The organism is Gluconacetobacter entanii (assembly GCF_003206495.1).
GTDB classification, from domain to species: Bacteria; Pseudomonadota; Alphaproteobacteria; order Acetobacterales; family Acetobacteraceae; genus Novacetimonas; species Novacetimonas entanii.
The window spans coordinates 1-25,210 of the sequence record NZ_NKUF01000001.1 but is presented as its reverse complement, the minus strand read 5'-3'; the positions used below and the strand labels follow the sequence as shown (position 1 = coordinate 25,210).

The 25,210-nt window shown below is 63.7% G+C and carries 23 protein-coding genes and 1 rRNA gene; 11 read left to right on the top strand and 13 right to left on the bottom strand.

Features of this window, described 5'->3' with window-relative positions; all coding sequences use genetic code 11:
• Positions 1-4: 4 nt before the first annotated feature.
• A complete protein-coding gene (locus tag CFR72_RS00115) occupies positions 5-919 on the bottom strand; it encodes a hypothetical protein (RefSeq protein WP_110912069.1) in 915 nt (304 codons plus the stop codon).
• A gap of 501 nt (positions 920-1,420) precedes the next feature.
• On the opposite strand from CFR72_RS00115, the gene cbiB reads away from it, so the two are divergent.
• Complete coding sequence (cbiB, locus tag CFR72_RS00110; RefSeq protein ID WP_110912068.1) at positions 1,421-2,437, top strand: adenosylcobinamide-phosphate synthase CbiB; 1,017 nt, start codon at positions 1,421-1,423, stop codon at positions 2,435-2,437.
• Here cbiB and CFR72_RS00105 read toward each other — a convergent pair.
• The 3 genes from CFR72_RS00105 to cobU are packed head-to-tail and all read right to left on the bottom strand — an operon-like array spanning position 2,432 to position 5,057.
• Positions 2,432-3,910 (bottom strand): cobyric acid synthase, encoded by a 1,479-nt coding sequence (locus CFR72_RS00105; RefSeq protein ID WP_110912067.1) that lies wholly within the window; start codon positions 3,908-3,910, stop codon positions 2,432-2,434. The two genes, cbiB and CFR72_RS00105, sit on opposite strands and share 6 nt — an antisense overlap.
• The gene (gene cobO, locus CFR72_RS00100) at positions 3,910-4,518 is read right to left on the bottom strand and encodes a cob(I)yrinic acid a,c-diamide adenosyltransferase (protein ID WP_110912066.1); all 609 of its coding nucleotides are present in this window, start codon (positions 4,516-4,518) and stop codon (positions 3,910-3,912) included. The genes CFR72_RS00105 and cobO overlap by 1 nt, the downstream gene beginning before the upstream one ends.
• Complete coding sequence (gene cobU / locus CFR72_RS00095; protein ID WP_110912065.1) at positions 4,515-5,057, bottom strand: bifunctional adenosylcobinamide kinase/adenosylcobinamide-phosphate guanylyltransferase; 543 nt, start codon at positions 5,055-5,057, stop codon at positions 4,515-4,517. Before cobU ends, cobO begins: the two co-directional genes overlap by 4 nt.
• Before the next feature lie 113 nt (positions 5,058-5,170).
• Between cobU and cobT the strand changes: the two genes are divergently transcribed.
• Both cobT and cobS read left to right on the top strand, forming a co-directional pair.
• Positions 5,171-6,169, top strand: a complete 999-nt coding sequence (gene cobT / locus CFR72_RS00090; protein WP_110912064.1) for a nicotinate-nucleotide--dimethylbenzimidazole phosphoribosyltransferase — start codon at positions 5,171-5,173, stop codon at positions 6,167-6,169.
• Positions 6,166-6,933: an adenosylcobinamide-GDP ribazoletransferase gene (gene cobS, locus CFR72_RS00085; protein ID WP_110912063.1), complete on the top strand. Its 768-nt coding sequence runs from the start codon at positions 6,166-6,168 to the stop codon at positions 6,931-6,933. Before cobT ends, cobS begins: the two co-directional genes overlap by 4 nt.
• Before the next feature lie 28 nt (positions 6,934-6,961).
• Here the strand turns inward: cobS and CFR72_RS00080 are convergent, their stop codons facing one another.
• Positions 6,962-7,567 (bottom strand): histidine phosphatase family protein, encoded by a 606-nt coding sequence (locus tag CFR72_RS00080; RefSeq protein ID WP_110912203.1) that lies wholly within the window; start codon positions 7,565-7,567, stop codon positions 6,962-6,964.
• A gap of 322 nt (positions 7,568-7,889) precedes the next feature.
• Between CFR72_RS00080 and CFR72_RS00075 the strand changes: the two genes are divergently transcribed.
• Both CFR72_RS00075 and CFR72_RS00070 read left to right on the top strand, forming a co-directional pair.
• Positions 7,890-9,152 carry a restriction endonuclease gene (locus tag CFR72_RS00075; protein WP_167400253.1) on the top strand — a complete coding sequence of 421 codons (1,263 nt, stop codon included), beginning with the start codon at positions 7,890-7,892 and terminating at the stop codon, positions 9,150-9,152.
• A gap of 133 nt (positions 9,153-9,285) precedes the next feature.
• On the top strand, positions 9,286-9,582 hold the full coding sequence (locus CFR72_RS00070; RefSeq protein ID WP_110912061.1) for a putative quinol monooxygenase: 297 nt from the start codon (positions 9,286-9,288) through the stop codon (positions 9,580-9,582).
• Between the two features lie 45 nt (positions 9,583-9,627).
• Here CFR72_RS00070 and CFR72_RS00065 read toward each other — a convergent pair whose 3' ends face one another.
• Positions 9,628-10,503: a hypothetical protein gene (locus CFR72_RS00065; protein WP_110912202.1), complete on the bottom strand. Its 876-nt coding sequence runs from the start codon at positions 10,501-10,503 to the stop codon at positions 9,628-9,630.
• A 152-nt stretch (positions 10,504-10,655) separates the two neighbouring features.
• On the opposite strand from CFR72_RS00065, the gene CFR72_RS00060 reads away from it, so the two are divergent.
• The 3 genes from CFR72_RS00060 to CFR72_RS00045 all read left to right on the top strand — a co-directional run bounded on the left by CFR72_RS00060 (position 10,656) and on the right by CFR72_RS00045 (position 14,221).
• Positions 10,656-11,438, top strand: a complete 783-nt coding sequence (locus CFR72_RS00060) for a GntR family transcriptional regulator (RefSeq protein ID WP_167400252.1) — start codon at positions 10,656-10,658, stop codon at positions 11,436-11,438.
• Positions 11,435-12,841, top strand: coding sequence for an amino acid permease (locus CFR72_RS00055; protein ID WP_110912059.1), 1,407 nt, complete (start codon positions 11,435-11,437; stop codon positions 12,839-12,841). The genes CFR72_RS00060 and CFR72_RS00055 overlap by 4 nt, the downstream gene beginning before the upstream one ends.
• Before the next feature lie 381 nt (positions 12,842-13,222).
• Entirely contained in the window at positions 13,223-14,221 is a 999-nt protein-coding gene (locus CFR72_RS00045) for a hypothetical protein (protein ID WP_233042928.1), read from the top strand.
• A 115-nt stretch (positions 14,222-14,336) separates the two neighbouring features.
• Here CFR72_RS00045 and CFR72_RS00035 read toward each other — a convergent pair whose 3' ends face one another.
• The 4 genes from CFR72_RS00035 to CFR72_RS00020 all read right to left on the bottom strand — a co-directional run bounded on the left by CFR72_RS00035 (position 14,337) and on the right by CFR72_RS00020 (position 19,250).
• Positions 14,337-15,350 carry an asparaginase gene (locus tag CFR72_RS00035; RefSeq protein ID WP_110912056.1) on the bottom strand — a complete coding sequence of 338 codons (1,014 nt, stop codon included), beginning with the start codon at positions 15,348-15,350 and terminating at the stop codon, positions 14,337-14,339.
• A gap of 38 nt (positions 15,351-15,388) precedes the next feature.
• Complete coding sequence (locus tag CFR72_RS00030; RefSeq protein ID WP_408869948.1) at positions 15,389-16,477, bottom strand: anhydro-N-acetylmuramic acid kinase; 1,089 nt, start codon at positions 16,475-16,477, stop codon at positions 15,389-15,391.
• A 235-nt stretch (positions 16,478-16,712) separates the two neighbouring features.
• Complete coding sequence (locus CFR72_RS00025; RefSeq protein ID WP_110912055.1) at positions 16,713-17,978, bottom strand: acyl-CoA dehydrogenase family protein; 1,266 nt, start codon at positions 17,976-17,978, stop codon at positions 16,713-16,715.
• 45 nt (positions 17,979-18,023) lie between these two features.
• Positions 18,024-19,250, bottom strand: a complete 1,227-nt coding sequence (locus CFR72_RS00020) for an MFS transporter (protein ID WP_110912054.1) — start codon at positions 19,248-19,250, stop codon at positions 18,024-18,026.
• A 397-nt stretch (positions 19,251-19,647) separates the two neighbouring features.
• Between CFR72_RS00020 and CFR72_RS00015 the strand changes: the two genes are divergently transcribed.
• On the top strand, positions 19,648-20,052 hold the full coding sequence (locus CFR72_RS00015; protein WP_146220632.1) for a DUF4870 family protein: 405 nt from the start codon (positions 19,648-19,650) through the stop codon (positions 20,050-20,052).
• A 195-nt stretch (positions 20,053-20,247) separates the two neighbouring features.
• On the top strand, positions 20,248-20,826 hold the full coding sequence (locus tag CFR72_RS17415; protein ID WP_167400251.1) for a hypothetical protein: 579 nt from the start codon (positions 20,248-20,250) through the stop codon (positions 20,824-20,826).
• A gap of 102 nt (positions 20,827-20,928) precedes the next feature.
• Here CFR72_RS17415 and CFR72_RS17070 read toward each other — a convergent pair whose 3' ends face one another.
• Entirely contained in the window at positions 20,929-21,132 is a 204-nt protein-coding gene (locus CFR72_RS17070) for a hypothetical protein (RefSeq protein ID WP_146220630.1), read from the bottom strand.
• Complete coding sequence (locus CFR72_RS00010) at positions 21,104-22,801, bottom strand: alpha-keto acid decarboxylase family protein (protein WP_110912199.1); 1,698 nt, start codon at positions 22,799-22,801, stop codon at positions 21,104-21,106. Before CFR72_RS00010 ends, CFR72_RS17070 begins: the two co-directional genes overlap by 29 nt.
• A 1,071-nt stretch (positions 22,802-23,872) precedes the next feature.
• Between CFR72_RS00010 and CFR72_RS00005 the strand changes: the two genes are divergently transcribed.
• The gene (locus CFR72_RS00005; RefSeq protein ID WP_110912052.1) at positions 23,873-25,042 is read left to right on the top strand and encodes an MFS transporter; all 1,170 of its coding nucleotides are present in this window, start codon (positions 23,873-23,875) and stop codon (positions 25,040-25,042) included.
• Between the two features lie 83 nt (positions 25,043-25,125).
• Here the strand turns inward: CFR72_RS00005 and rrf are convergent.
• Positions 25,126-25,210: ribosomal RNA gene (gene rrf, locus CFR72_RS18495) — 5S ribosomal RNA — on the bottom strand; the annotation flags it as partial.

Genomic DNA, 25,210 nt, shown 5'->3' with positions numbered 1-25,210 from the left:
GGAATCAGCGTCCCTTGCGTTCCGCGGCCAGACGTTCAAGGCGCACCTGCTTGCGCAGCGCACGGGCCTCGCGCCATGCCTCCACGGCGGAACGCTTCACCTTCGGCGCACGTTCGGCCGCCTTCGTGCGACGCGCGGGGGCGGCCGTCTCGGCCTTCGCGGGGGCGGCCTTTTTCGCGGGCGCCTTTGCCGTGCGGGTTCTGGTGGCCTTGCGCGCGGGTGCTGGCACCGCGACTTCTTCCGCGTCTGCCGCCTTTGTGGTGCGGCGTGTCTTACGGGTCGCCTTTGGCGCGGGGGCGGGTTCTTCCACCACGTCGGCCACGGCCGCCTTCCGGCGAGCCGCACGCTTCGGCGCGGGGGCGGCAACCGCCTCCACAGGGGCCGTCTTTGCCTTCGCCTTGCGGGTGCGGCGTGCAGGCGCCGCGACTTCCACCGCCTCGACCTCGACTTCCACCGGGGCGGGTGCGGCCACGCGACGCTTGCGGACTTTCCTGACCGGTGCGGCAGGTTCCTCAACCGGTACGGGGGCTGCGGCACGACGGCGACGCGGCTTCACCTCTGCCGCAGCGGGTGCTTCCGCCACGGCGGCAGGGGTGGCGCGCCTGCGACGGGTGGTGGTTTTCTTTTCCGCCACGCTGTCCCCGACCGGGGCGGCGGGCGCTGTCGTTGCGGCGGCCTTGCGACGGCCCTTGCCCTTGCGCGCCGGCACGGCTTCGACCACTTCCTCGATCAGTTCGATCTGGACGGGTTCGGCCTGGGGCACGGTTTCGGTTTTCTTCTTCCGTGCAGGGCGCTTTTTCGGAGCGGACACTTTCTGTTCCACGATTTCAGCTTCCTCGACGGCCCTGGCGCGACGGGATGCGCCTGCGGCTACCGTACGCCGTCCCTTGCGAACGGTTGCCTTTTTGTTGTCTGCCATACACTCCACCTTTGAGAATATAAATGTATGTATCCCATCATCAACCCGGTGCATGACATCGCAATCGGCACCGCCCGCACCGTTCCCGACCGGATGACAGATCACGCCCCGACGATGCTTTTCATCGCAGTGACCTGCTGTTGGGCTGACATTACAAAACACGCAACTGGGACATTATGGATATACCAGAATGTTCCTTCATTGCGACGCGAAACCTGACAATGTCAAGCGAATGTGGAATAATCCGGCTGTTTTTCTTAATATCAAGCGTAACAATCCGGAACGTAAAAACATGACGCGGCAGTATCGCGCCAGGATGGACGCCAGAACGTATTTTCGATATCCGATGATAAAATCATCAGTTTTTTGATATGAAATGAATTTTCATTCTCCCTGCGGACATTTCTGCCCCACGCTGGGAACAGACAAGCCATGTGTACAGGTTGGACATATTCGCTCGCCTGCCTTGACCATACCCGTGCGGCACAATATTGCGCGCCCATGAAGATCGTCCTTTTCCCTGGCCGCAACCTTTCGACGACTGCCATCGCCGCGGCATGCGACGCCGTTGCCGGATATCCGCAGCGCCTGGTGCAACGGATCGGCCATCCCGTCATGTGGATCGGACGGCTGACGGACATGCTGGACCGGCGACTGAACCGCGACACGGATTCCGATCCTGTCAGGTACCGGAACGGTTTTGTGGCAATGTCGATCATCGCGACCGTCCCGTGCGCGACCGTGGCGCTGGTGCAGGTGCTCGCCTTTCGCCGCCTGCCGCCGCCACTTGCCATCATCGCGGGGGGAATCCTTGGCAGTTCGCTAAGCGCGCAGCGTTCATTGTGGGAGCATGTGCGCGCCGTCTCCATCGCCGCGCGGCAGGGATTGCCACAGGCGCGCACGGCAGTTTCCCATATTGTCGGACGCGATCCCGCGCAGCTTGACGAGGCGGCGGTCATGCGCGCGGCGGTGGAAACACTGGCCGAAAATTTCTCGGACGGTATCGTCGCCCCCCTGCTGTGGATGTCGCTGGGCGGCCCGGCGGGGGCGGTGTTCTACAAATCGGTCAATACCGCCGACAGCATGATCGGCCACCGCACGCCACGCCATGACCGTTTCGGCTTTGCCGCGGCAAGGCTGGATGACCTTGTAAACCTGCCCGCATCACGGCTGTCGGCGGTGTGGATCCTCCTTGCCGCCATGACCATGGCGGACATGGATGCGCGCGGGGCATGGCGTATCCTGCGGCGCGATGCGGGCCATCACCGCTCCCCCAATGCCGGATGGCCGGAGGCGGCGATGGCGGGCGCGCTGGGCGTGCGCCTGTCGGGACCGCGTTCCTATAACGGGGTGGTCTCCCACGAACCATGGGTGGGTGACGGGCGTGCGGACCTGACGCCGCACGACCTTGACCGTGCGCTCGCGCTGTACCGCCGCGCCTGCATGCTGCAGGGCGGCGTGCTTGTGGCGCTGTCGGTCATGCTGCGCCGTGCGTGGCGCGCACGTCGCCCGTCATGAGGCAACCGGGCGCGCCAGTTCCAGCAGGGCGCTGATATCGACATGGCGTTCCAGATGATCGGCCAGCGCGTCGAGCGTATCTTCCACCGTCCCATCATGGTCGCGCCCGCCTGATTGCGCGCCAAGCCGTGCAAGCAGCGCCCGGCGCGCCGCGCCATCGGCCAGAAGCCCGTGCACGTAACTGCCCCACACGCGCCCCGAACGCGCAACCGCGCCATCGGCATGCGTGCCAAGGTCGATCAGGGGACGATCCACATGGTCCGGCCCGTCGGTGACGCCCATGTGCATTTCATACCCGCGCACCGCAACGCCTTCGGGCAGCAGCCTGCCCGACACGTTTTCCAGCCGCTTGTCCCCCGACAGCACGGTCTGCACATCCAGCAGCCCAAGTCCCGCAACGCGACCGGGCGGTCCCTCGATCCCCTGCGGGTCGGCCACATGATGGCCCAGCATCTGGTATCCGCCACAGATCCCCAGTACATGCCCGCCACGACGCACATGGGCAAGGATGTCGATATCCCACCCTTCCCCGCGCAGGGCGGCAAGGTCGGCGATTGTCGCCTTCGACCCCGGCAGCACCACAAGGTCGCATGGCGGCAATGGCTGCCCGCGCGCGACAACCGTCAGGACGATACCGGGTTCGGCGCGCAGGGGGTCGAGGTCATCGAAATTGGCGATCATCGGCAGCCATGGCACGACCACGTGCAACGTCCCCTGCCCCATGCGCCCATGCCCAGTGCGTCCCGCGCGCAGGTCGGCCGCGTCCTCCGCCGGCAGGTCGCGGACGCGGTCAAGGAATGGCACAAGCCCCAGCGCGGCCCACCCCGTATGACGTGCGATCGCATCCATGCCATCGGCGAACAGGGACGGGTCGCCACGCATGCGGTTGACGATGAACCCACGGATCCGCGCGGCATCGCGTGCATCCAGCACGGCCTGCGTGCCGACGAGGCTTGCGATCACGCCGCCCCGGTCGATATCGCCGATCAGCACGACGTCAATGTCCGCCGCCTGCGCGAAACCCATGTTCGCGATATCGTCGGCGCGCAGGTTGACCTCCGACGCGGAACCCGCGCCTTCGACCAGCACGAGGTCACATTCATCGGCAAGGCGGGCAAAGGACTGCAGGACCTCGGACATCAGGCCACGCTTGAAGGACTGGAAATCGCGCGCATGGACCTGCCCGCGCACCTGCCCGCGCACCACAAGCTGCGATCCCGTCATCCCCTGCGGCTTAAGCAGGACGGGGTTCATGTCCACGCCCGGCGCCACACCGCAGGCACGCGCCTGCAATGCCTGCGCGCGGCCGATTTCGCCGCCATCGGCGGTGACGGCGGCATTGTTGGACATGTTCTGCGGCTTGAACGGCCGCACCCGCACCCCACGCCGCACGCACGCACGGGCAAGGCCCGCGACCAGCACCGATTTCCCGACGCTTGATCCCGTGCCCTGGAACATCAGCGCACGCGCCATCAGAATTCGATCCCGGCCTGCGCCTTCACGCCATCTTTGAAATGATGCTTCACCAGCCCCATCTCCGTCACGAGGTCGGCGGCCGCGATCATGGCCGGGCGCGCGTTGCGGCCCGTGACGACGACATGCTGCATCGGGGGACGTGCGGCGATGTCGGCGATGACCTCCTCCAGCGGCAGGTAGTCGTAGCGTAGCGCGATATTGAGTTCATCGAGGATCACCAGCGCCACATCCTCCCGCCGCAGGGCCGCGCGCGCCTGTTCCCACGCGCGTTCGCACGCGGCGATGTCGCGGGCACGGTCCTGCGTGTTCCATGTAAATCCCTCGCCCAGCGCATGCCATTCCACAAGGTCGCCGAATTTCTCCAGCGCGATGCGCTCCCCCGTGTTCCATGCACCCTTGATGAACTGGATCACCACCACACGCCCGCCATGCGCCACCGTGCGCAGCGCCATGCCGAACGCCGCCGTGGACTTGCCCTTGCCGGGGCCGGTATGGACCGCAAGCAGCCCCTTCTCCACCGCCTTGGCCGCGACCTCGCGGTCCTGCACTTCCTTGCGCTTGCGCATCTTTTCGCGGTGGCGTTCCGCGTCGGGCATATCGGTCATTTCATCTCCATCGGCAAACCTGCCGCCACAAACACCACGCGCCCGGCCTCCCGCGCAATGGCCTGATGCAGCAGGCCTGCCTCGTCACGGAAACGGCGCGACAGCGCATTGTCGGGCACGATGCCCAATCCGACCTCGTTCCCCACCAGCACCGTGGGGCCGGCCCTGCGCCGCAGGGCGGACAGCAGCCCCTCGCGCGCGGCCACGATATCGCACCCGTCAAGCAGCAGGTTCGTCAGCCACAGCGTCAGGCAGTCCACCAGCACGGGCCGGGCGCCCGCCGCGTCCAGCACCGGGGCGATGTCGCGCGCCTCCTCCACCGTGTCCCAGCCTTCGGCCCGCCCGGCACGGTGATGGGCGACGCGTTCGCGCATTTCCGCGTCATACACACGTGACGTCGCGACATAGGTCCATGGGCGTGGCCAGCGTGTGACAACCCCTTCGGCGAAACTGCTTTTTCCCGAACGCGCCCCACCCAGCACCAGCACGGCGCCCGCCATGCCGCACGCGGCACCCGCCGTCCCATCCGAAGCCTGCATTAAACCCCTCCGCCATCTTGCATCGCGCGGCATAAGACCACACAACTGCGTCTATGCCACCCCATGCCTCCAGCGCTGCCACGGCAGCTTCCCTTCCGCAGCGCCTGACGTCGATGACGCAACTCCGCGCCGCATGCCGCGACATGCCGCCCCCCGACGCCAGCATTGACGCCCTGATCGCCGAACGCGACCTGACGCTGACGAAACCACCGGGCAGCCTCGGGCGGCTGGAACGGCTGACGGCATGGATGGGCCGCTGGCAGGGGCGTGCGCGCCCGACGCTGGATCATGTGCGCATAATCGTCTTTGCCGGGAACCATGGAGTCGTGGCGCAGGGCGTCTCCCCCTGGCCCGCCAGCGTCACCGCGCAGATGGTGGCGAATTTCGAGGCCGGGGGCGCGGCCATCAACCAGATCGCCCGGATCGGGCAGGCCGAGCTGCGGGTCGTGCCCCTGATGGACCTGCATCCCACGGCGGATTTCACCCGCGCCCCCGCCATGACCGAGGCCGCGTTCCTTAACGCCGTCACCACTGGCATGAACGCCGTGGGGGAGGAAACCGACCTCCTGTGCCTTGGCGAGATGGGAATCGGCAACACCACGGCGGCGTCCGCCGTTGCTGCGGGCCTGTTCGGTGGTCACGGGGCGCAGTGGGCCGGGCGCGGCACCGGGCTGGACCGGGCGGGCGTCGTGCACAAGGGCAGCGTGATCGACCGTGCGCTGGCCCTGCATGAAGGCGTGCTGGACGATCCGCTGCTGGTGGCGCGGATGCTGGGGGGATACGAACTCGCGGCGATCATGGGCGCGGTCCTTGCCGCGCGGTGGCGCGGGATTCCGGTCGTGCTGGACGGGTTTGTCTGCACCGCCGCCGCCGCCCCGCTGGCGCGCCTGCATGCCCGTGGGCTGGACCACACCGTGCTGTCGCACTGTTCCGCCGAAAGCGGGCATGTGGTGCTGGCGCGCGCGCTGGGGCTGTCGCCGCTGCTGGATTTCGGCCTGCGCCTGGGCGAGGCCTCGGGTGCGGCGCTGGTCATCCCGCTGCTGCGCAGCGCGCTTGCGTGCCATACCGGCATGGCCACCTTCGCACAGGCACGGGTCAGCGGCCGCGCATGACCGGCGCGCTGGCACGCCTGCGCGCGGATATCGTCTACGGCGTGGGGCTGCTGACACGCCTGCCGGTGGGTGTGCTGGCGCGCGACGGACTGCCGTATTCCATGACGCGCAGCGTGTGGACATGGCCGACTGTTGGTGCTGTGTGCGGCCTGCTTGGCGCGGGAATGTTCATCGCACTGTCGCACCTGCGCATCGCGCCGCTGCCTGCCGCGGCCCTTGCGGTGGCGGCGCAACTGCTGCTGACCGGTGGCCTGCATGAGGACGGACTGGCGGACATGGCGGACGGGTTTGGCGGCGGGAGAACACGCGCGCGCAAACTGGAGATCATGCGCGACAGCCGCATCGGCAGTTACGGGATGATGGCGCTCTGCCTTGCGCTGCTGGCGCGCGTGGGGGCGATCAGCACCCTTCCGGCGGGGCTGGCGCTGCTGGTGCTGCCGGTCGCGGGCGCACTGGCGCGCGTGGCGATGGCGGGCGTGCTGGCCGTGCTGCCCCCCGCCCGCACCGATGGGCTGGCCAGCACGATGGCGCGCATCCCCCTGCCCGCGCTGGCCGCATGCATGCTGCCGCCGCTCGGGCTTGCGCCGTGGCTGCTTGGCGCATGGGCGGGGGGATGGGCGATCCTCGTCACACTGGCCATGGGGAGCGCGATGGCGGCCCTTGCCTACCGGCAGGTGGGCGGGCAGACGGGCGATGTGCTCGGCGCCGTGGCGTGCCTTGGGGAATGTGTGCTGCTGGCGGCCATACCTGCGGCCCTTGCATAAGGGACATTCCTTTGTGACTGCCGCGGGGTCAGGTCAGGGAGGGCATGGCCATGCCGGGAGCGCCACCTCCGGCCATGGGGACGGGATGGGCGCGCGCCTGCATGACATGGACGCTGCCAATCGGGGGGGCATCCGCAAGGAGCGAGGCCACATCCCCGCGCGCCAGCGCACGCATCAGGCGCAGCGGCCCCCCATGCGTGACCACCGCGCACGCACGCCCCTGCCGCACGATATCGTCCCAGAATTCGCCCACGCGCGCGCGCAGGGCGCGGCCATTCTCGCCTTCCGGGAAGGTGAACCCCTCCACATCGCTGGCCCATGCATCAAGGGCGGGGCGGGGCACGTCACGCCACAGCATGCCTTCCCACCGGCCGAAATCCAGTTCGTGCAGGCGTTCGTCAATGCGGATTTCCAGCCCCAGCGCGGTTGCGATCCGTTGCGCGACAAGGCGGCAGCGCGTGGCGGGAGAGGTAAAGATGACCTCGCACCCGATTCCGCGCATGACCGCCTTCATCCCGTCGGCCACCTGTTCCCACCCGGCATCAAGCATCATGTCGGCACGGCCGTAACAGCGTCCCAGCGCGTCCCGGACCGCAGGATGCCGCGCGAGTGCCACCAGAAATTGATTATCCATGCGCCCTGTCCCGCCCACGTCCGCCAAAAACCGCCCGCAGGTTCCGACAGGAACACCCCGTACGCCATACCCGAAGGGATGGGGCAGATATCCGGTGGACACATGCCCGCCACGCAAACGCCGGGGAACGGGGTGGCGCGGCGCGGACCTCGCTTAAATGTTATGTGCGCGGCACGCGGTCACATGCCGGAAAGGGGCCGCCCCTCAACTTTACAGATATGGATATCTTCTGCATATCTGCGTTGTTTTCGCACAAATCGTCAGAAATCATCTATATGCTGGCCACCAACCCTGCGGTGGACGGGGCAAGACGGAGAAAAACATGCGGATATGGGCATTTGCCTGTCTGCTTCTGTGCCTGCCTGTCCATGCCCAGGCCGGCAGCACCTACCGGGTGAAGCACCCGAGTATCGCCTGTGGCGATGACTTCGCCCTGAAGGCCCTGAACGACCGGACCAATCAGCACCTGACCGATCCCCAATGGCGGCAGGCCACGATGGTGCAGGGCCAGTGCTACACCGTAACACCCGACATGCGCTGGGAAAAGATCGCCAACCGTAACGGACTTCCGCTGCTGCGGCGCAACCCGCCGATCGCGGGGATGCCGCCGCTATATTTCATGGCGTCCGACATTGCCGACATCACGGCTCCCCCCGCGGCACCCGGCAGGCCCGCCGACACCGCCACGCCCGCGCCCGCACCGGCAAAGCCCGCCGACGTCACGGACCCGCAGGCCGCCGACAGCGCCGCATCACCGCAGACCGCGCCGGTCATCATCACCCATACCGACCCGCCGGCACCAACGGACCTGTTCTTCATGACCGGGGGGTTCCAGAAACTGGGCTCAATGCTGCTCTCCGCGCTGCTTGCCCTCGGGGCGGGATGGGTATTGTGGGTTGTCTATCGCATGATCATGGCATTCGTGGGGCGGCGTGCGGCCCTGCGCCAGGCCACGGCGCTGGTGGAACGCAATGCCGGGCTGCTGATCCAGCGGCGCCTGCACGCGCATGAGGGGCAGGCCGCCCATGGCCATGCCCCAGCGCAGCAATGGCAGCGCGAGGTGGACCGTTTCTGCCGCACGACCCTTATGCCCGCCCTCGCCCACGAGTGGCGGGAGCAGTACTGGGCCGCGATCGAAAGAAAGGTGCTGGCCTGCATCGAGGCCGTTTCCACACGCGCACGTCCCCGCCCCGACCTGCGCCTGGTCACGGCCCCTGTCCCCTACCACGCGGACATGACGTGCGCACAGTATGTCAGCTACTGCATGGGGCTGCTTGAAAAGGCGGGCTGGGATACGCGCATGTCCGCAAACGCGGGACAGGCCGCCACGGTGATCGTGGCGACGAAGGATGGCCTGTCGATGGTGGTGCAGTGCTGGACCGAACGCCGCCCGGTGGAGGAAGACATCGTGCGCCAGTGCATCGCGGCGCGCGCGGGCCTGTCGGCACGGATCGCGGTTGTCGTCTCCAACGCGCCATACACGCAGCAGGCGATACAGCTTGGCAAGAGCAGCCGTGTCTTCGTGCTCCACCACGAGGAACTGCAGAAATTCGCAAGCCAGGTCGAAGCCCCGCAGGTCGCCTGAGGCCACCGCCGCGATGGCAGCGGGACGCACGACATTGAACTTTCCGGCCCATCAGGACATAGGGACAATGGTCCGACCTTTGCCGGGCCTGTATCCGGGGCACCATGTCCCGGTATTTTATGGAGAGTCGTGCATGAGCAAGCAGATCACCGTCGTCGCCATCGCGGAGGCCAGGCCCGGATGCGAAGCACAGGTGGAAGCCGCCATCGCTGCCTGTGTGCCGCCATCACGTGCGGAGGCCGCCAATGACGCCTACGTCCCCCATCGTGACAGCGCCAACCCGTCGCGTTTCGTGTTCGTCGAACGCTGGGCCAGCCGCGAAGCACTGGCGGAGCATGAAAAGACCCCGCATTTCCAGGCGATGGCCCGAAGCTTTGCCACGCTGCTGGCAAAGCCGCTTGAAATCATGATCCTCGACCCGATCGGCTGATCGTGCGGCACCGCGGACCCTTGATCCGCTCGCCCCGCCGCGACGTCAGTTATGTCCCTGGCGGGCCGCCAGCGCATTGAAACACAGCGATATCCCGTGCGCCTGTTCGGGCTGCCCGTCCCAGAAGGTCGTGTCATTGGGACGTTTCTGCCCCGTGATCCGCATGGCGCAGTAATCGAACACCGCACGGCTGTCGCGTAGCCCGAGGCAGTGCAGGATGTTGGAAAAACTGACATCCTCGCCCTGCGCATGCGACGCCCGCGCCGTCACGTACGAACCGCAGCGTTTCAGGGCGTCCGATGGCGCCCTGAGCAGCAGGATCTGCCGGTAGGCCTCCTCCTCGCGCTGGATGCAGACCTGTTCGCCCGGAACGCCGGGGGGATGGGTCGCACGGCAATGCGCCTCCACCTGTCCGCGCACATATCCCCCTTCGTCCGCCGACTGGGCCCAGTTGGTGTCCGTGGTCCTGCGATAGGTCAGCACCGCCGCCCGCCGCGCGGGATCCACCAGCGCGAAATCCAGCGGCCGCGACCCGCAATACAGCGTCATGTGATACGTATCGTCGCCTGACGGACCGGAAGCCGCATGCCCGCCCGTATTGTCAAAGACAAGGTAGAGCGGGTGCAGCGGCGCGGGACAGAGCGGACGGCCCGACGGCATCAGCGGATTTTCATTGTCCAGCACACGATAGACAAGGCCGTCGCGCATGTCGGCATCGACGGGCTGCACGTCCATCCTGCTGCCGTTGGTGAAATCCAGCGCCGTTTCCGACAGCCGCACATCACCCGTCATGCGCGTGGTGCGCGCATCGGTCGCACGCAGCACGAAATACCGGGGCGCGCCGGACGCAAGTTCGTCGGCGTCGAAACGCTCGTCCTCCGCATGGGCCGCGCACAGCGTCCCGACAAGGAACAGAAACATACAAAGCAGTCCGCGCAGCACCACCATCACACCCCATGATCCGCGCTTTCGCGCATGGCCCCGCCTCGATACCGTACCCCACCGGGCGGCACAATTTGTTGTCAGGCCCCGCCTGCCCCCGCGGTACGGCCGTGCCCTTGTCAGACATGAAGATGTCTGACAAGTTCGAGCGCAACCCGGAACAACACGACAGGGCAATGAACGAAGCTTTTCCCGTGTATATCGAGCGTGTTATGCTGCGTGCCATCATGGCGCGCCGCCTTGTGCCGGGCACCTGCCTGAGCGAGGGGCGGCTTGCCTTCGCCTTTGGCGCGTCGCGCGCAACCGTGCGTGAGGCCCTGGTCCGGCTGCAGGGACGCGGGCTTGTGCATGTGGTGGCGAAGCGCGGATGGTTCATCCCCGAACAGGGATGCGACGAAATCCGCGCAACCTGCGAGGCACGGCGGATCATACAGACGGGCATCCTGACCCTGACGGTCCCGCTGTCGGCGCGGGATGCGGCCTCCGTGCGCCATCACCTTGCGCGGCAGCACGCGGCGCTGGAAGATGGCGACATCATCCACACATGCTTCCTGCTGGCGGATTTCCATGTCTGCCTGACGCGCCTGATCCACAATCCGGCGATGACGGAAAGCATGCGCTCCCTCATGGCGCGCTCCTGCCTTGCACGCGCGACACCGACGTTCCATACCGCCCGGGCAGTGCACGCAGCGCACACCGCCATCATGGAGGCCATGGGCGATGGCGACATGCCACGTGCGCGTGCGCTGCTGCTGGAACGGATCGAGGCGAGCGCAGTCCCACCACCACATGACAGTCCCCATCCCCCGGACCTGAGGGCGGCACTTGCCCCGGTCCTTTATCGTATCGAGAGGGAAAAGGCCCTTTCGTCCCCTGCCCCCATTTCCCATCGGCAATCGGAAACACAAGCATGAACCCTCCCGCCCCCTCTCCCGAAGACGACGTGCATATCCTGCCGGATGGGGAAGACGAAGGATATCATAAGGGCCTTGGCAAACGTCAGATCCAGATGATCGCCATTGGTGGGGCGATCGGCACCGGCCTGTTCCTTGGCGCGGGATCGCGACTGCAGATCGCGGGGCCGTCGCTTGCGATCGTCTATCTGGTGTGCGGGTTCTTTTCGTTCCTGATCCTGCGTGCGCTGGGCGAACTGGTGATGTATCGCCCCACCTGCGGCAGCTTCGTGTCCTATGCGCGCGAATTCCTTGGCGAGAAGGCCTCTTTCGTCGCGGGATGGCTGTCGTTCCTGAACTGGGCCATGACGGGCATTGTCGATATCACCGCCGTGGCGCTGTACATGCATTTCTGGGGTACGTTCGAACATGTGCCGCAATGGGTGTTCGCGCTGGGTGCGATGGGCATCGTCACCAGCATGAACATGATCGGCGTCAAATGGTTCGGGGAGATGGAATTCTGGTTCTCCCTCATCAAGGTCGTGGCGCTGTCGCTGTTCCTTGTCGTCGGTGCGGCGGTGCTGGGCCTGCGCGTGCCGGTGGGCGGGCATACCACGGGCTTTCACCTGATTTCCGAAAATGGTGGGCTGTTTCCCCATGGGCTGATCCCCGCGCTGATCCTGACGCAGGGCGTGGTCTTTGCCTATTCGGGGATCGAACTGATCGGCACCGCCGCGGGCGAGTGCGAGGACGTGCGCACCGTCCTGCCGCGCAGCATCAACAGCGTCATCTGGCGCATCGGCCTGTTCTATGTCGGGTCGGTCATCCTGCTGGTCTGCCTGCTGCCGTGGACGGCGTATCATGCGGGTGTCAGCCCGTTCGTCACGTTCTTTCAGGCGCTGGGCATCCCGGGGATCGACACGGTCATGAACATCGTCGTGCTGACCGCCGCCCTGTCGAGCCTGAATTCCGGCCTGTATTCGACCGGCCGCGTGCTGCGCGCCATGTCGCTGGGTGGCACGGCGCCGCGTTTCCTGTCCTACATGAACAGCAATTCCGTGCCTGCGGCGGGGATCGGGCTGACGGTTGCGATCTACCTGATCGGCGTGGTGCTCAATTACATCGTGCCAAGTCAGGTCTTTGAAATCGTCCTCAATTTCGCGTCCGTCGGCATCATCAGCACGTGGATCTTCATCCTGCTCAGCCAGATCAGGCTGCGTCAGGCCATTACACGCGGCGAGATCGCGCCCACAGGCTTTCCCATGCCCGGCGCCCCCGTCACGGCATGGCTGTCGCTCGGCTTTCTGGTGTGCGTGCTGTTCCTGATGCTGTGTGACTATCCCGCCGGCACCTCCACGATCGCGGCGACCCCCATCATTGGCGCCATCCTTGCGCTGGGGTGGTACATGCTGCGGCGCAAATAAAACCCACCTTTCAGGGGGAAATGGCAGCCATTCTTTTTAAACTGTTGTTTCACCCGGGCTTTTATCTTTTCTTTCCCACCATGGCAGGACCTGACCCGGTCCTGCCCGGCCCGACCCGTGGCGCAGGAGCGCGACAGGCGGGCGATCATGGATATGTGGTGGAAAGCAAGAACCGTCATGATGCCCTGAAATGCAGCGCCCCGCCGCAGCCCCTCCCATCATGAACCGCACGGACAGGCCCGCCCTGTTTCCACACGGGTTCCCTTCCTGTCCTGCGATATCGAGTCCAGCCTATTGCCCGCCCACACAGACCATGGCGCCCCCCATGGACACATACCCGACAGATGCCTGACCACCACGCAGCGCCGTCCATGCAGCGCCATGCGGCATGCATGGATTGCCTTTGCCGCCATCATCATGCTGCCGCTGTGTGACGCCCGGGCAGCGAATACCGGCAATGGTACGGCCGGCGGGTCACAGGCGCAGGAACGGACGTATGAACAGTGGTATACCGGCTCCCTCGTCTCGCCCTCCGGCGCGCTGACGCAGAAGGGCGTTTTTGCGTGGGAACCCTATTTCACCTACAGCACGCCGACAGGTTTCCTCGATAGCGGGGGACATGGCCGCCCCATCCATGACGGCATGCGCGAGATTTCGAATTTCACGCTGTACAAATACGCAATTACCGATTCCATCAGCGTGCAGACCACACCCACCATCAGCTACGGGTGGCGCAGGCATGGCGACACCACCAGCGGCGCGAAAATGGGCGACCTGCCCGTGGACGTGATGTGGCGTTACCTGAATGCGGATCCCCGGCATTTCATCCCCGCACTCAGCATCTTTGCCGGCGTCGCCTTTCCCACCGGGGATTACCGCAACCTCGGCCGGAGCGAGGACGGCGTGGGCAGCGGGGCCTATACCTTCCGCCTCGCCATGACGGAGCAGTCCACCTACGTCCTGCCCGGGCACCATGCGCTGCGCCTGCGGATATGGGGCACATGGCGCCGCGCGCTGGGTGCCGCACGCATCACCAACACCAGCAGTTATGGCACGACGCCGGGATTTCGTGGCGCGGCGCATCCCGGCATGTATGGGGAGGGTGGATTTTCGCTGGAATACGGCATCAGCCAGAGATGGGTCCTGGCGATGGACCTCGCCCGCGACTGGGCCGACGGGGCGTACGTCCATGGCCACGATGCGCAGGGCCATCTGGTACGCAGCACGGGTGAGGCTTCGGGTGACTGGATGATCGCCCCGGCCATCGAATATAACTGGTCACCGCGTTTCGGCATCATTGCCGGGGTGTCCGCACTGTTCGCCGGGCACAACACGGCGCGCGTCCTGTGCCCGCAATTCGCGTTCAACAGCGTATTCTGATGGACGCGGTAGGGTGATGGACGTTTTCAGGTGCCGCCTTTTTTCAGAAAGGCGGCGTCTTTCGAAGCTTTTTGGAAAAAGCTTCACCAAAAAACTTCTTTTCGGCCCTTTATCTTCAGGGAAGATCGAACAGGTGCTGGATGCGCGCCGCTGGCATGTCGAGTGCAAGGCACAGTGTCAGCAGGATGCGTGCCTGCCGTGGGCGCAGTCGCCCTGCCGCCATGATCCCGCGCTGACGCAGGTCCTGCCGTGCCAGTGTCGCGCCGGATGATCCCTGGCTGGACATGACGATGGCCACACCCTGCGCGCAGGCCGCATCAAGCGCCGCACTTTCCGCCGGGGCGCACATGCCCGGCAGCATGCTGGCAACCACGATGCCCCGCGCGCCCGCCGCACGGAACGCCGCGATCGCGGCCCCATCCCCACCGGAATAGCTGTAGCAGATATCCACGCGCGGCCTGTCGTGCATGATGCGGTCCAGCACATCGCCATCAATGTGCCTGCGCGCCGTCACCTTCCGGGCGAAGCAGACCTCATCCCCCTCGATCACGCCAAGCGGGCCGAAATCGGGGGAGCGGAACGTATCCAGGCGATAGGTCGAGGCCTTGGTCACGCTGCCCGCGGCATGGATCTCGTTGTCGGAAACCACCAGTACCCCCTGCCCCCGCGCCTGCACGCTGGCGGCAACCAGCAGGGCCGCATGCAGGTTTGCCGGGCCATCCGCGCTGATGGCGCTGGCGGGACGTTGCGCCCCCACCAGCACGACCGGGCGTTCCTCATGCAGGACAAGGTCAAGGAAGAATGCCGCCTCCTCCAGCGTGGTGGTGCCGTGCGTTACCACCACGCCCGCCATGTCGGGGCTTTCCCGCAGCACGTCGCGGATCCGGCGCGCAAGGTCCGCCCATTGCGACATATCCATATGGCTGCTGTCTTTTTGGGAAAACGTGATTTCACGCACGCGAAAGCGCGCACGCACCACATCGGGCAGCGCGGACAGCAGGTGACCGGCCCCGAGGTCGCGCCCTATTTCCGCATAATCCACGGTATCGCATGGATTGTCCGAATGGCGTGCGATCGTTCCACCGGTGGAGATGACCGTGACAAAAGGCAGGGAAGCGGCATCGGGCATGGGAAGGGACAGTCCGTTATGAACGCGGGGGGCCTTATTTACGCGCGCAAAGGCGCACCGACAATGCATCCCCCCGTCAGCGGATGGCTGACCCCGGTGGTTTCGGGCGCGGAAATGGGCAGGCCCAGCAGTGAACGCACGGCAAGGAAGCCGAAACATTCCGCCTCCAGCGCATCCCCGTCCCAGCCCAGTCCGGACACAGGGGCGACGATACCGGGCAGACACGCGCGCAGGCCCCGCATGATGGCCGGGTTATGCACCCCGCCGCCGCAGATGTACCACGCACGCGGCACCTGCGGCAGCGGGACGGAGGCAATGGCCGCCACGGTAAAGGCCGCAAGCGTCGCCGCCCCGTCCTGCGCCGACAGGTGCGACACCATCGACAGCGCGCGGTGAAACGACTGCCGGTCCAGCGATTTCGGCGCGGGCCGTGCAAAGAACGGATCCGACAGCAGCGCATGCAGCACATCCGCATCCACCTGCCCCGCACTGGCCAGTTGCCCGTCAACATCGCAGGGATGGCCGGTATGGATGCGCGCCCAGTCGTCAAGCAGCGCATTGCCCGGCCCCGTATCGCAGGCATGCACGCGCCCGTCGGTGTCCAGCAGCGTCACGTTCGACACGCCACCGATATTGACGATCGCAACCGGGCGTTCCCGCCCCGCCAGAAGGGCCGCGTGATAGAACGGGACCAGTGGCGCGCCCTCCCCCCCATTCGCCACGTCGGCGCTGCGGAAGTCGTAAACAACCGGGATCCCCGTCTCCCGCCACAACAGGTCCGCATCCCCCACCTGCCATGTGCGATGCGCCTGTGGCTGGTGCAGCAGGGTCTGCCCGTGGAAACCGATAACATCGACATGCGGGTTTCCCGCCTTTTCCCGCAGGGCCTGCACGGCTTCGGCATGGCGCAGGGTCAGTTCACGCTCCACCGCGCGCACTTCGGGGGCGTCGGCCGGCAGGGTGGGCGCACGGTCCAGCAGGTCGCGCATCCTCTCCCGCAGGGCCGGGGCATAGGGAAGCGACAGCGACGGCCCACGGGCGCCAACCCTGTGGCCGTCCGTCTCGACCAGTGCCGCGTCAACCCCGTCAAGCGACGTGCCACTCATCAACCCGATCGCGTGCAACATGCCCATCATCCTTTTCTCCACCATGTCCGCCATACTGGCGGCAGGACGTGGTTGTATATTCGAAATGACAGGCCACAGGCCATCTCCTCCCCCCAAGGAGGAAACGTTACATGCATCAGATAAAAATTTCTGGGTGCCGCCCTTTTTCAGAAAGGCAGTGTCTTTCGAAGCTTTTTGGAAAAAGCTTCACCAAAAACTTCTACCTTTCCATCAATGGCAGTTTTCCGTCACCGGCTTACTGGTACGGCCCGGGTTCCGGCGTCCAGCCCGTCAGGAGATGTCGCCCGATCTCCGCATTTTTCCAGTCCACCGGGTCATGCAGCGACAGGGTGCGCGCATCGCGCCAGTAACGGTCAAAGCCATGCAGGGCGTCCGTGCCGCGCGCACCGGTCGCGGCCAGGATGTCCGATGTTGCCCGCAATGCCGCGCGCGTCGCGACAGAGCGCGCCGCGCTGACGGGCATGGCCAGGGCGGCCCGCGACAGGCCGCCGCGTTCATACAGGTCCAGCAGGTCGCCACACTGCCGCACGGCGCAGTACGCCACCGACAGGTCCGCCCCCATTTCCCCCACCATGCGACGCACATACGGATCATCCGTCGCGCGTTCGACCTGTGCGGCGCCCCACGGACGGCTGTGCTGCGCGACAAAGGCGCACCCGGCACGCAGCGCGCCGATGCCGATCCCGACCAGGATGGCACTGAATCCCGCCTGGTGGCGCAGCGATGTATGGATCGGCAGGGGGCTTTGCGGTGCAAGGGCGTTGGTTGCGGCACTGACCCGGACATCGTCCAGCACAACCGTGCCCGAATCCGTCGCGCGCTGGCCCATCCGGTCCCAGTCACGCAGGACCCGCAATCCCGGCGCGCCACGTGGCACAAGGTCGAAACGCAGGCCGGCACGCACGTCATCGCACCGCCGTGCCGCAAGCGGGTCAAAGGACGTAATGGCGATCAGGTCCGCCCCCGCCGCACCCGTGGCATAGATCTTGCGCCCGCGCAGGAGCCAGTGCCCGCCGGGCTGCGCAATGGCCAGCGTCTGGACGAAACTGTCGGCGGTGCGGCCATTTTCCGCAACCGCCATGCCGATGATCGCATGGTCCGACATGATGCGCTGGGCCAGGTGATGGCAGAAGGCCGGGGTGGCGTAGGAAAATATCTCCCGCACCAGGTCGTCATGCACCTTATATATCTGTGCGACGGCGGGATCGGCCGCCGCGATCCTGACCATGACCTCCAGCGAGAGGGCCTGCGTCGCCCCCATCCCGCCATAGGCGCGCGGCACCGGCAGCAGCAGCAGCCCCGCCTGTTTCAGCAGCGAGACGGCATGGACCGGATACCGCCCGTTACGGTCATGGTCGGCCGCATGCGGGGCGATATCGGCGTCGAGTATTTCCTGCACCCGCAAAAGCAGCGGCGCATCCGCGCGTGGAAGGACATAAGGGGGAAAGAGATCGCCCAGCAAAGGCGGCAGCATCACCCCATCAGGAAAAAAAGATGTCATGCCCCAAGGTTACAGGCCCGGGGCTTGACCATTCAATACCGTAGCCTAGCCACCAGCCCTGCGCCGGGCGGCCGCGCGCTCGTCACTGAGCGAGAGCATCCACATCGTAAATCCGCCCATCGCCAACGCGCACCCGACCCAGCCGACCGAACCCCAGCCCCAGCCTGCCGAGATCGCAAGGCCGCCAAGCCATGGGCCAATGGCGTTGGCAAGGTTGAAGGCGCTCTGGTTCATGGCGGCGGCAAGGGCCTGCGCATTGACCGCGACACTGAGCAGCCGCGACTGGATCACGGTGCCCAGCCCCCCGCCACAGCCGATCATGAACACGATGGGCATCATGCCCCATACACTGTGAATTGATCCCGGAAACCCGGCCAGCGCCGCCGCATTGACCAGCAGCGTACCGCCAATGGTCGGCATCATCTTGCGGTCCGCCGCCCAGGCGCACGCCATCGTGCCCACCGTCATGCCCACGCCAAAGACCGCAAGCATGACCGGCACCATGATCGGCTGCGCATGCGTCACCTCCTGCAAGATGGAGGCAAGATAGGTATAGACGCAGAAAATACCGCCAAACCCGATGACCCCGATCCCCAGCGTCAGCCAGACCTGGCGGCTGCGCATGGCGCGCAGTTCGGTCAGGGCATTGGCGTCGGGACGCGCCGGATCGGCAGGCACGAACACGACCACCAGCATCATGGTGGCAAAGGCCAGGCCTGCAATCAGCACGAAGGCCCAGCGCCATCCCAGCAGCAGCCCCAGCCCATTGGCCAGCGGCACGCCCGCGATGGTCGCGATCGTCAGGCCCAGCACCACGCGCGCGACCGCCTGCGTGCGCTGGCGTTCAGGCACGAGGGAGGCTGCGACAATGCCCGCCGTGCCGAAATAGGCCCCATGGGGCAGGCCGCTGATGAAACGGAACAGCAGCAGCCACGAAAACGATGGCGCGACCGCGGTCAGCGCGCTGCCCAGCACATAAAGCGCGGTCATGCCGATCAGCATCAGCTTGCGGCTGGCCTTCGCCCCGATCAGGGCAATCAGCGGCGCGCCGACGCACACCCCCACCGCATAGGCGATGATCGCGTGCCCCGCCTGCGGCACGGTCACATGCATGTCGTGCGAAATCATCGGCACAAGGCTCATCGCCGCGAATTCGGCGGTGCCGATGGCAAATCCCCCCATCGCCAGAATGAAGAAGATCCATGCGGGATGTATGGACGCACGCCAGGACTCGGACGTCCCGGCACGCTGGACGGTCGGTGTTTCGGTCATGTATCTGCTCTGTATGGAAGTATAGTAATGACCGGTTTTACGGTCGTCTTTGCATCGGCGATACACCCACGTCCCCGATGGAGGCAAGCCCCCTCCCCACCGGGATGGCCCGTCGCCACATTTCGACAAAATCCGCCGCACATGCCGTCGCATCCGCGCCAGTCCAACAGGGACAGCGCATTCCATACGGAACGTAATCCTGTTATTTGCGATAATATCAAAACGCAGTACGACAGGAACAGCAGGCTGCACGCAGGCATGCAGGGTTACACATCGTACCGGGCCGGCTCCATGTCATCTTCCAACCACATCGCGGCAGCAGGATGCTACGATGACATACGCCCGTCACTCACCGTCAGACGCGCCCCAGCAGATACGGCAGCAGAAAAGGCACATCATGGAATTCAGTCCTCATGACAGCATGGCCTCCCCTCCCTCCCCCACCGGGAGCAGCGGAAATTCCATGGTCAATATTATCTATATTCTCTACCTGATCGGGTTTTTCATCCCCGGCACCAGCGCCATGGGAATCATACTGGCCTACATCAACAGGGACAGTTCGACCCAACCCTATACCTCGCACTTTCAGTTCCAGATCACCCTTTTCCTCAAGGGCCTGCTTTACGCCATTGCAGGACTGGTCCTGTACCTGTGCAGCATCGCGATCGCCGCACTGACGGGCGGGGCCGGGATCATCCTGCTGGCTTTCCCGGCGCTGCTGATGCTGTGGTGGGCCGCATGGACAATCTACAGCATCATCCGCGGCATGAGTGCGCTCAACCGGAACCTGCCCATCAGTTGATCGGGGTGGTTTGAGACAGGACGGATTTCCGGATGCTGGCTTTTTGAAAAAAGCTTCACCCAAAACATCCTGATGACTGGCATGGTGGTGTGTGGACAGGCGCTGGGCCTGTATGCGCCGACCCGGCATGGCCGGGCATCGTGCGATCTCTTCTGTCAGGCAATCGGGGGAAACGGTCCGGATGACCTGCCCTGCGTGACAGTTCTGTTCATGATGTCTTCATGGTCATCATACCCGGTCAATACTGGCATCATGACATGCCAGATTGCCGGAAGCGCGATCTTCTTCCCATCAGGTCCATTATGGAACCTGCGGGCATCTCCCGATCGCGAACTACAGCGGGATATCATGTCTGCCGGGATTTTCCGCGGCATTGGCCATCATATCGGAACCACTGCAGGAAACCTGCCCGGTAAAAAAGAGGACAGGGTCAAGGTGGGGGTAGAAACCCCCGCCTTATGCAACGCGGTCGGAAACCAGGGTCGCAATCATCAGTGCCGCGATCATCGGCAGGAAAGACACCATGGTCAGCGAAGACATGGCATGGACGGAGTTGGCAAGCAGGGCGCTCAGGTTCTGGATCAGCATTTCTTTTTGTCCTTCAATTTCTCGGCTTCGAGTGACGCGGTAAAAACACGAAACACCGGCGCACCGCAACGGGAAATAATCGGGAACTATTTTCATGACATTTTCATAAGGAAATCGTCATTATTATTTGACCACAAAACAAACACTGCGCCATGCCACATCCGGTCGGGTCAAAATACCATTTGAATATTTGTGACGAAAATAACGGCAGGCCATGCGCAAATGATCCTGCCGCCCCAATCCGATGCACAAAAAACGGGCGAACAGCCTATTTTTTAATCACTGTGATCACGTTTTCGTGATGATTTTTGGAATGTGGGGGATGCTGATTTTTGCATCAGGAATGCCGTGCGATGCAAAATTGTGCAGGCAAACCAGATTGTCGTGCTTTTCAATAGGATAGCCGGATCGGCAGGAAGCGCAATGCAAAATCGCCCCCTGCCGTGACATATCGGCGGGAAAATCAGCCCTCGCCAAACGCGCCGTAATCATAATGGCGCACCACGCCGCCAAAGGTGGTGATTCCCGTCGGACCATCCATTGGCGCGAATCCAAGCTCGATGAACACCAGGCGCTGCGGGTCCTCGGCCTGTTTCAGCGCCTCCTCGAGTTCGGCCATGCTGTTAACCCGCAGGCACACGGCCGCATCGGACGGTCCCATCGCACCAGGCAGCGCGGCATAGTCCCAGTTGGCGATGTCATTATAGGCCGCCGTTTCCCCAAGGATCATGCGTTCAATGGTATAGCCACGGTTATTGAGCAGGAAGATCACCGGCTTGTGCCGCGCGCGCAGTACGCCCGACAGTTCCTGCGCGGTCATCTGGAACGATCCATCCCCGATAAACAGCAGGTGACGCCGCTTGGGCCCGGCATTGAGCGACCCCAGCAGGGCCGGCAGCGTATAGCCGATTGCCGCCCATATGGGCTGGGATACGAAATGGCACTGCGCGGGCAGGCGCATATGCGTCAGCGCCACCAGCGACGTGCCGTTATCCGCCAGCACGACATCCCCCTGCCGCAGGAATGTCTGGATACGTGCCCAGAATGCGGGCTGTCCCCAGTTCGCGGCGTCCTGCGTGTCCGTGGCGTGCCGTGGCGGCGTCACAGGCTGCGGGGCCGCGGGGGTGGGCGCCTGCTGCGCCGCGCTGCGTTCACTGACCTGCGCAAGGATGGCATCAAGCAGATCCGCTGCCGCCACCCCCATGAACACATCCCCACCGCAGCGCGTGTCAAAATCCTGGATATTGATGAATGCGGCAGGATCAAAGGCATATGAGAAATAGCCCGAGGTCGCATCCACAAACCTGACCCCAAGCCCGATCACGCAGTCAGCCGTCCTGACCCGTTCATACAATGCCGGGGCCGAGGCCTTGCCGCTGTAGATCCCCTGATAATTCGGGTCTGTTTCACATAATGCCCCCTTGCCCGTCGGAAGGGTTGCAAACGGGATATCAAGCATCCGCGAAAGCTTTCCCACCCGTTCATGCAGGTCAAAACGCCTTACAAGGGCATCAAGCAGCAGCACGGGCCTTGTCGCATGCGCCAGACGCTCCATGATGTTCGCAACGGCGGCCTGCAGTTGCACCGGATCGCTGCCGCACGGTGCGGGCACGTCCTGCGTGGCGGGAACCTGCACCGACACACAGCAGGTATCGGATGGCAGTTGCAGATAGACCGGACGCTTCTCCCGCCATGCGGCACCGAGCACACGGTCGATCTCGCCCGCCGCATCCTGCGGCAGCAGCCGCGCCTGCGCGACGGTGAACTGGCTATAGCAGTTCATGACATTTTCATAATTGCCGTCGGCCAGCGTATGATGCAGAAGCGCGCGCTGCGTGATCGCATGCAAGGGCGGCACGCCGGAGATCATGATGACCGGCACACCTTCGGCATAGGCCCCCGCGATGGCGGACAGGGCGCTGAGGTCCCCCACGCCATAGGTGGTCAGGACCGCCGACAGGCCCGACAGGCGCGCATCACCATCAGCGGCATAGGCCGCATTGAGTTCGTTGCAGTTCCCGACAAAGGAAATACCCTCAGTCCGTTCAATCAGTTCGAGGAATTCAAGGTTGTAATCACCCGGCACCCCATAGATCCGCCGAACCCCCAGCGCCATGAGACGTTCGATCAGGTAGGTTCCCACCGATTTACGCGTTGTCATCTTCATGCCTCGTCCTGATGTTTCGAGATATTGATGTCTCGAGAGCATCACCTTCGGCGAAGTCGCGCAACCTTTTTGCCAGCATAAAAAGATAATATGTGCAGCTTATTTATTTAAAAAATACATGCAATAGAACGTCATTGAGATGAGGAGACAGGAAAGCGCATTCTTTTTTCCGCGATTTCATCATAGATGATCATAAATGTTTTTTTAGTGTTATTATATTTTACTTCGTATCCGGGATTGGAATATTTCTTTTAATTATAAGTTTTTGATGATCCGTGTAATTTTCCATCAGAAACCATATTGTCGTGCATCTTGCCCGGTTCGTTTCCCGGCCCTCGCTTTCCATGGGGGATGTCTTTGTCCCAGACACGCCCATAACCAATCATTGCGTTACAGGCTATCTGCATGCTGAGCAGAAGAACCCGTTTTCAAGGAAGTGCCCGTTTGTCGGGATCCGTACACTGACAACACACCTCGGCAGATGTCTCTTGTACATGCCACAGCAAGTTTTTCACAAGATCGGCTTATGTGACTGAACATTTTCTATTTGGCTCACAAGCGCGAACAGATTTAAAAAATTGACGATAAAATCAGCAGAAAACTCTCATCGTCATTCTGTCTGTTGCTATTTACATGCAATATAGCAGTCTCACCAAGCCTGTCAGGAGTTTTGATACGGACAGCATCATGGATCATATCCATCCGCCAATGATCCTTTCAGTTTTACAAACATGCCCTCGATAACGTTACGAATATCGTTTGTAAAATGGCTTCATTCGCTCATATGACGTATCCGGAACAACAAATCGATCGTACCGGGCATCTCCCCTGCCAGTCATGCATTGATCGCAGCAGGTCTTGGCAAAAAGATTATTTTCCATCCCCATAGGACTGGCTTTGTATCGGATGTCGTCAGGTAAAGCAGTCACCTGATTCATGTTGATGGGATCAGGGCCTTTCCATCACAGATACGTGGCATGGTTTGCCGATATCCCGAAATGCCTTAAAAACATCCGATGAATTTATCCGGTCTTTCCTCTTCCCTTGCACGACGGCAGGCACATTATGGATATCTCCCCTCCCGATGACCGTTCCCGCGTGCTGATGCGCCTGACGGCAGCACTGTTCCTGGGATATCTGGCGGTTGCGTTATCATTGCCGGTCATTCCGGTGTACGTCACGCAATGGCCGGGATACGGCAACATGCTGGCAGGGCTGGCAGTGGGAATTGCCTTTGCCTCCACCATCATCAGCCGGAACCATGCCGGACAGTTGGCAGACGGGCGCGGCGGACGCACCTGCATGCGGTTGGGCCTTGCGGGCTATATCCTTGCCGGCCTGATCTGCGCGGGGGCAAGCCTGCCCATATTGCCTTATCCACTACGCTATCTCGTCCTGGTGGCCGGGCGACTGGTGCTGGGTGTGGGGGAAAGCCTGACCGTGGTCGGCATGCTTGGCTGGGGCATTGGCCTGATGGGACATGCCCGCGCGGGAAAGGTCATGGCATGGACCGGAATGGCCATGTATGGCGCCTTTGCCGTGGGGGCACCGCTGGGGCTTGCGATCTTTCACCTGGCGGGATTTGGCGGGGTCATGCTGACCTGTGCCATTCTGCCTGCCGCAGGATTGCTGCTGTCACAGGACATCATGCCGTCACCCATACATGACGGACGGCGCGAACCATTCTGGCACATACTGGGCCGGATCTGGCAACCCGGCTGTGCATTGGGGTTGCAGGGCGTTGGCTTTGCCGCACTGGGGACGTTCATCTCACTCTATTTCATGCACCGTAACTGGCCCCATGCAGGCCTGGGGCTCACCTGTTTCGGCGGAGCATTCGTTGCTGTCCGTCTGTTGTGCGGGCACCTGCCGGACCGGGTCGGGGGCGTACGTGTTGCGCTGGCCTCCCTGATGGTGGAGGCAACGGGACAATATCTCCTGTGGTGTGCACCCTCTCCTACGCTGGCGCTGGTCGGGGCGGTGCTGACAGGAATGGGATGCTCGATGGTCTATCCGGCATTGGGCGTGGAGGTCGTACGCATCATGCCGCCACATCTGCGTGGGACCGCACTCGGCGGATTTGCCGCTTTTCAGGACCTGGCCTATGGCGCGACAGGACCACTGACCGGCCTGCTGGCGGATCGCACCGGATATGCCTCGGTCTTTCTGGTGGGTGGGATCTGCGCCACGCTTGCCTTCCTGCTCACGTTGCACATGGCCACACGCCGACGCTGATCCCACCCATTACTGTATCTGCAGAACAAAAAACCCCCTCCTGTTGGAAACAGGAGGGGGTTTAGGAAAGGACTGACTGGAAGATCTGGCGGCGACCGACTTTCCCGTGCCTTGAGGCACAGTATCATGGGCGCTGGGGTTTTTCACGGCCGAGTTCGGGATGGGATC

What these genes read in the sequence shown, in the direction of transcription:
- CFR72_RS00115 (WP_110912069.1), bottom strand. Translation starts at nt 919, where the DNA reads ATGGCAGACAACAAAAAGGCAACCGTTCGCAAGGGACGGCGTACGGTA.
- cbiB (WP_110912068.1), top strand. Translation starts at nt 1,421, where the DNA reads ATGAAGATCGTCCTTTTCCCTGGCCGCAACCTTTCGACGACTGCCATC.
- CFR72_RS00105 (WP_110912067.1), bottom strand. Translation starts at nt 3,910, where the DNA reads ATGGCGCGTGCGCTGATGTTCCAGGGCACGGGATCAAGCGTCGGGAAA.
- cobO (WP_110912066.1), bottom strand. Translation starts at nt 4,518, where the DNA reads ATGACCGATATGCCCGACGCGGAACGCCACCGCGAAAAGATGCGCAAG.
- cobU (WP_110912065.1), bottom strand. Translation starts at nt 5,057, where the DNA reads ATGCAGGCTTCGGATGGGACGGCGGGTGCCGCGTGCGGCATGGCGGGC.
- cobT (WP_110912064.1), top strand. Translation starts at nt 5,171, where the DNA reads ATGACGCAACTCCGCGCCGCATGCCGCGACATGCCGCCCCCCGACGCC.
- cobS (WP_110912063.1), top strand. Translation starts at nt 6,166, where the DNA reads ATGACCGGCGCGCTGGCACGCCTGCGCGCGGATATCGTCTACGGCGTG.
- CFR72_RS00080 (WP_110912203.1), bottom strand. Translation starts at nt 7,567, where the DNA reads ATGGATAATCAATTTCTGGTGGCACTCGCGCGGCATCCTGCGGTCCGG.
- CFR72_RS00075 (WP_167400253.1), top strand. Translation starts at nt 7,890, where the DNA reads ATGCGGATATGGGCATTTGCCTGTCTGCTTCTGTGCCTGCCTGTCCAT.
- CFR72_RS00070 (WP_110912061.1), top strand. Translation starts at nt 9,286, where the DNA reads ATGAGCAAGCAGATCACCGTCGTCGCCATCGCGGAGGCCAGGCCCGGA.
- CFR72_RS00065 (WP_110912202.1), bottom strand. Translation starts at nt 10,503, where the DNA reads ATGTTTCTGTTCCTTGTCGGGACGCTGTGCGCGGCCCATGCGGAGGAC.
- CFR72_RS00060 (WP_167400252.1), top strand. Translation starts at nt 10,656, where the DNA reads ATGTCTGACAAGTTCGAGCGCAACCCGGAACAACACGACAGGGCAATG.
- CFR72_RS00055 (WP_110912059.1), top strand. Translation starts at nt 11,435, where the DNA reads ATGAACCCTCCCGCCCCCTCTCCCGAAGACGACGTGCATATCCTGCCG.
- CFR72_RS00045 (WP_233042928.1), top strand. Translation starts at nt 13,223, where the DNA reads ATGCGGCATGCATGGATTGCCTTTGCCGCCATCATCATGCTGCCGCTG.
- CFR72_RS00035 (WP_110912056.1), bottom strand. Translation starts at nt 15,350, where the DNA reads ATGCCCGATGCCGCTTCCCTGCCTTTTGTCACGGTCATCTCCACCGGT.
- CFR72_RS00030 (WP_408869948.1), bottom strand. Translation starts at nt 16,477, where the DNA reads ATGTTGCACGCGATCGGGTTGATGAGTGGCACGTCGCTTGACGGGGTT.
- CFR72_RS00025 (WP_110912055.1), bottom strand. Translation starts at nt 17,978, where the DNA reads ATGACATCTTTTTTTCCTGATGGGGTGATGCTGCCGCCTTTGCTGGGC.
- CFR72_RS00020 (WP_110912054.1), bottom strand. Translation starts at nt 19,250, where the DNA reads ATGACCGAAACACCGACCGTCCAGCGTGCCGGGACGTCCGAGTCCTGG.
- CFR72_RS00015 (WP_146220632.1), top strand. Translation starts at nt 19,648, where the DNA reads ATGGAATTCAGTCCTCATGACAGCATGGCCTCCCCTCCCTCCCCCACC.
- CFR72_RS17070 (WP_146220630.1), bottom strand. Translation starts at nt 21,132, where the DNA reads ATGATTACGGCGCGTTTGGCGAGGGCTGATTTTCCCGCCGATATGTCA.
- CFR72_RS00010 (WP_110912199.1), bottom strand. Translation starts at nt 22,801, where the DNA reads ATGACAACGCGTAAATCGGTGGGAACCTACCTGATCGAACGTCTCATG.
- CFR72_RS00005 (WP_110912052.1), top strand. Translation starts at nt 23,873, where the DNA reads ATGGATATCTCCCCTCCCGATGACCGTTCCCGCGTGCTGATGCGCCTG.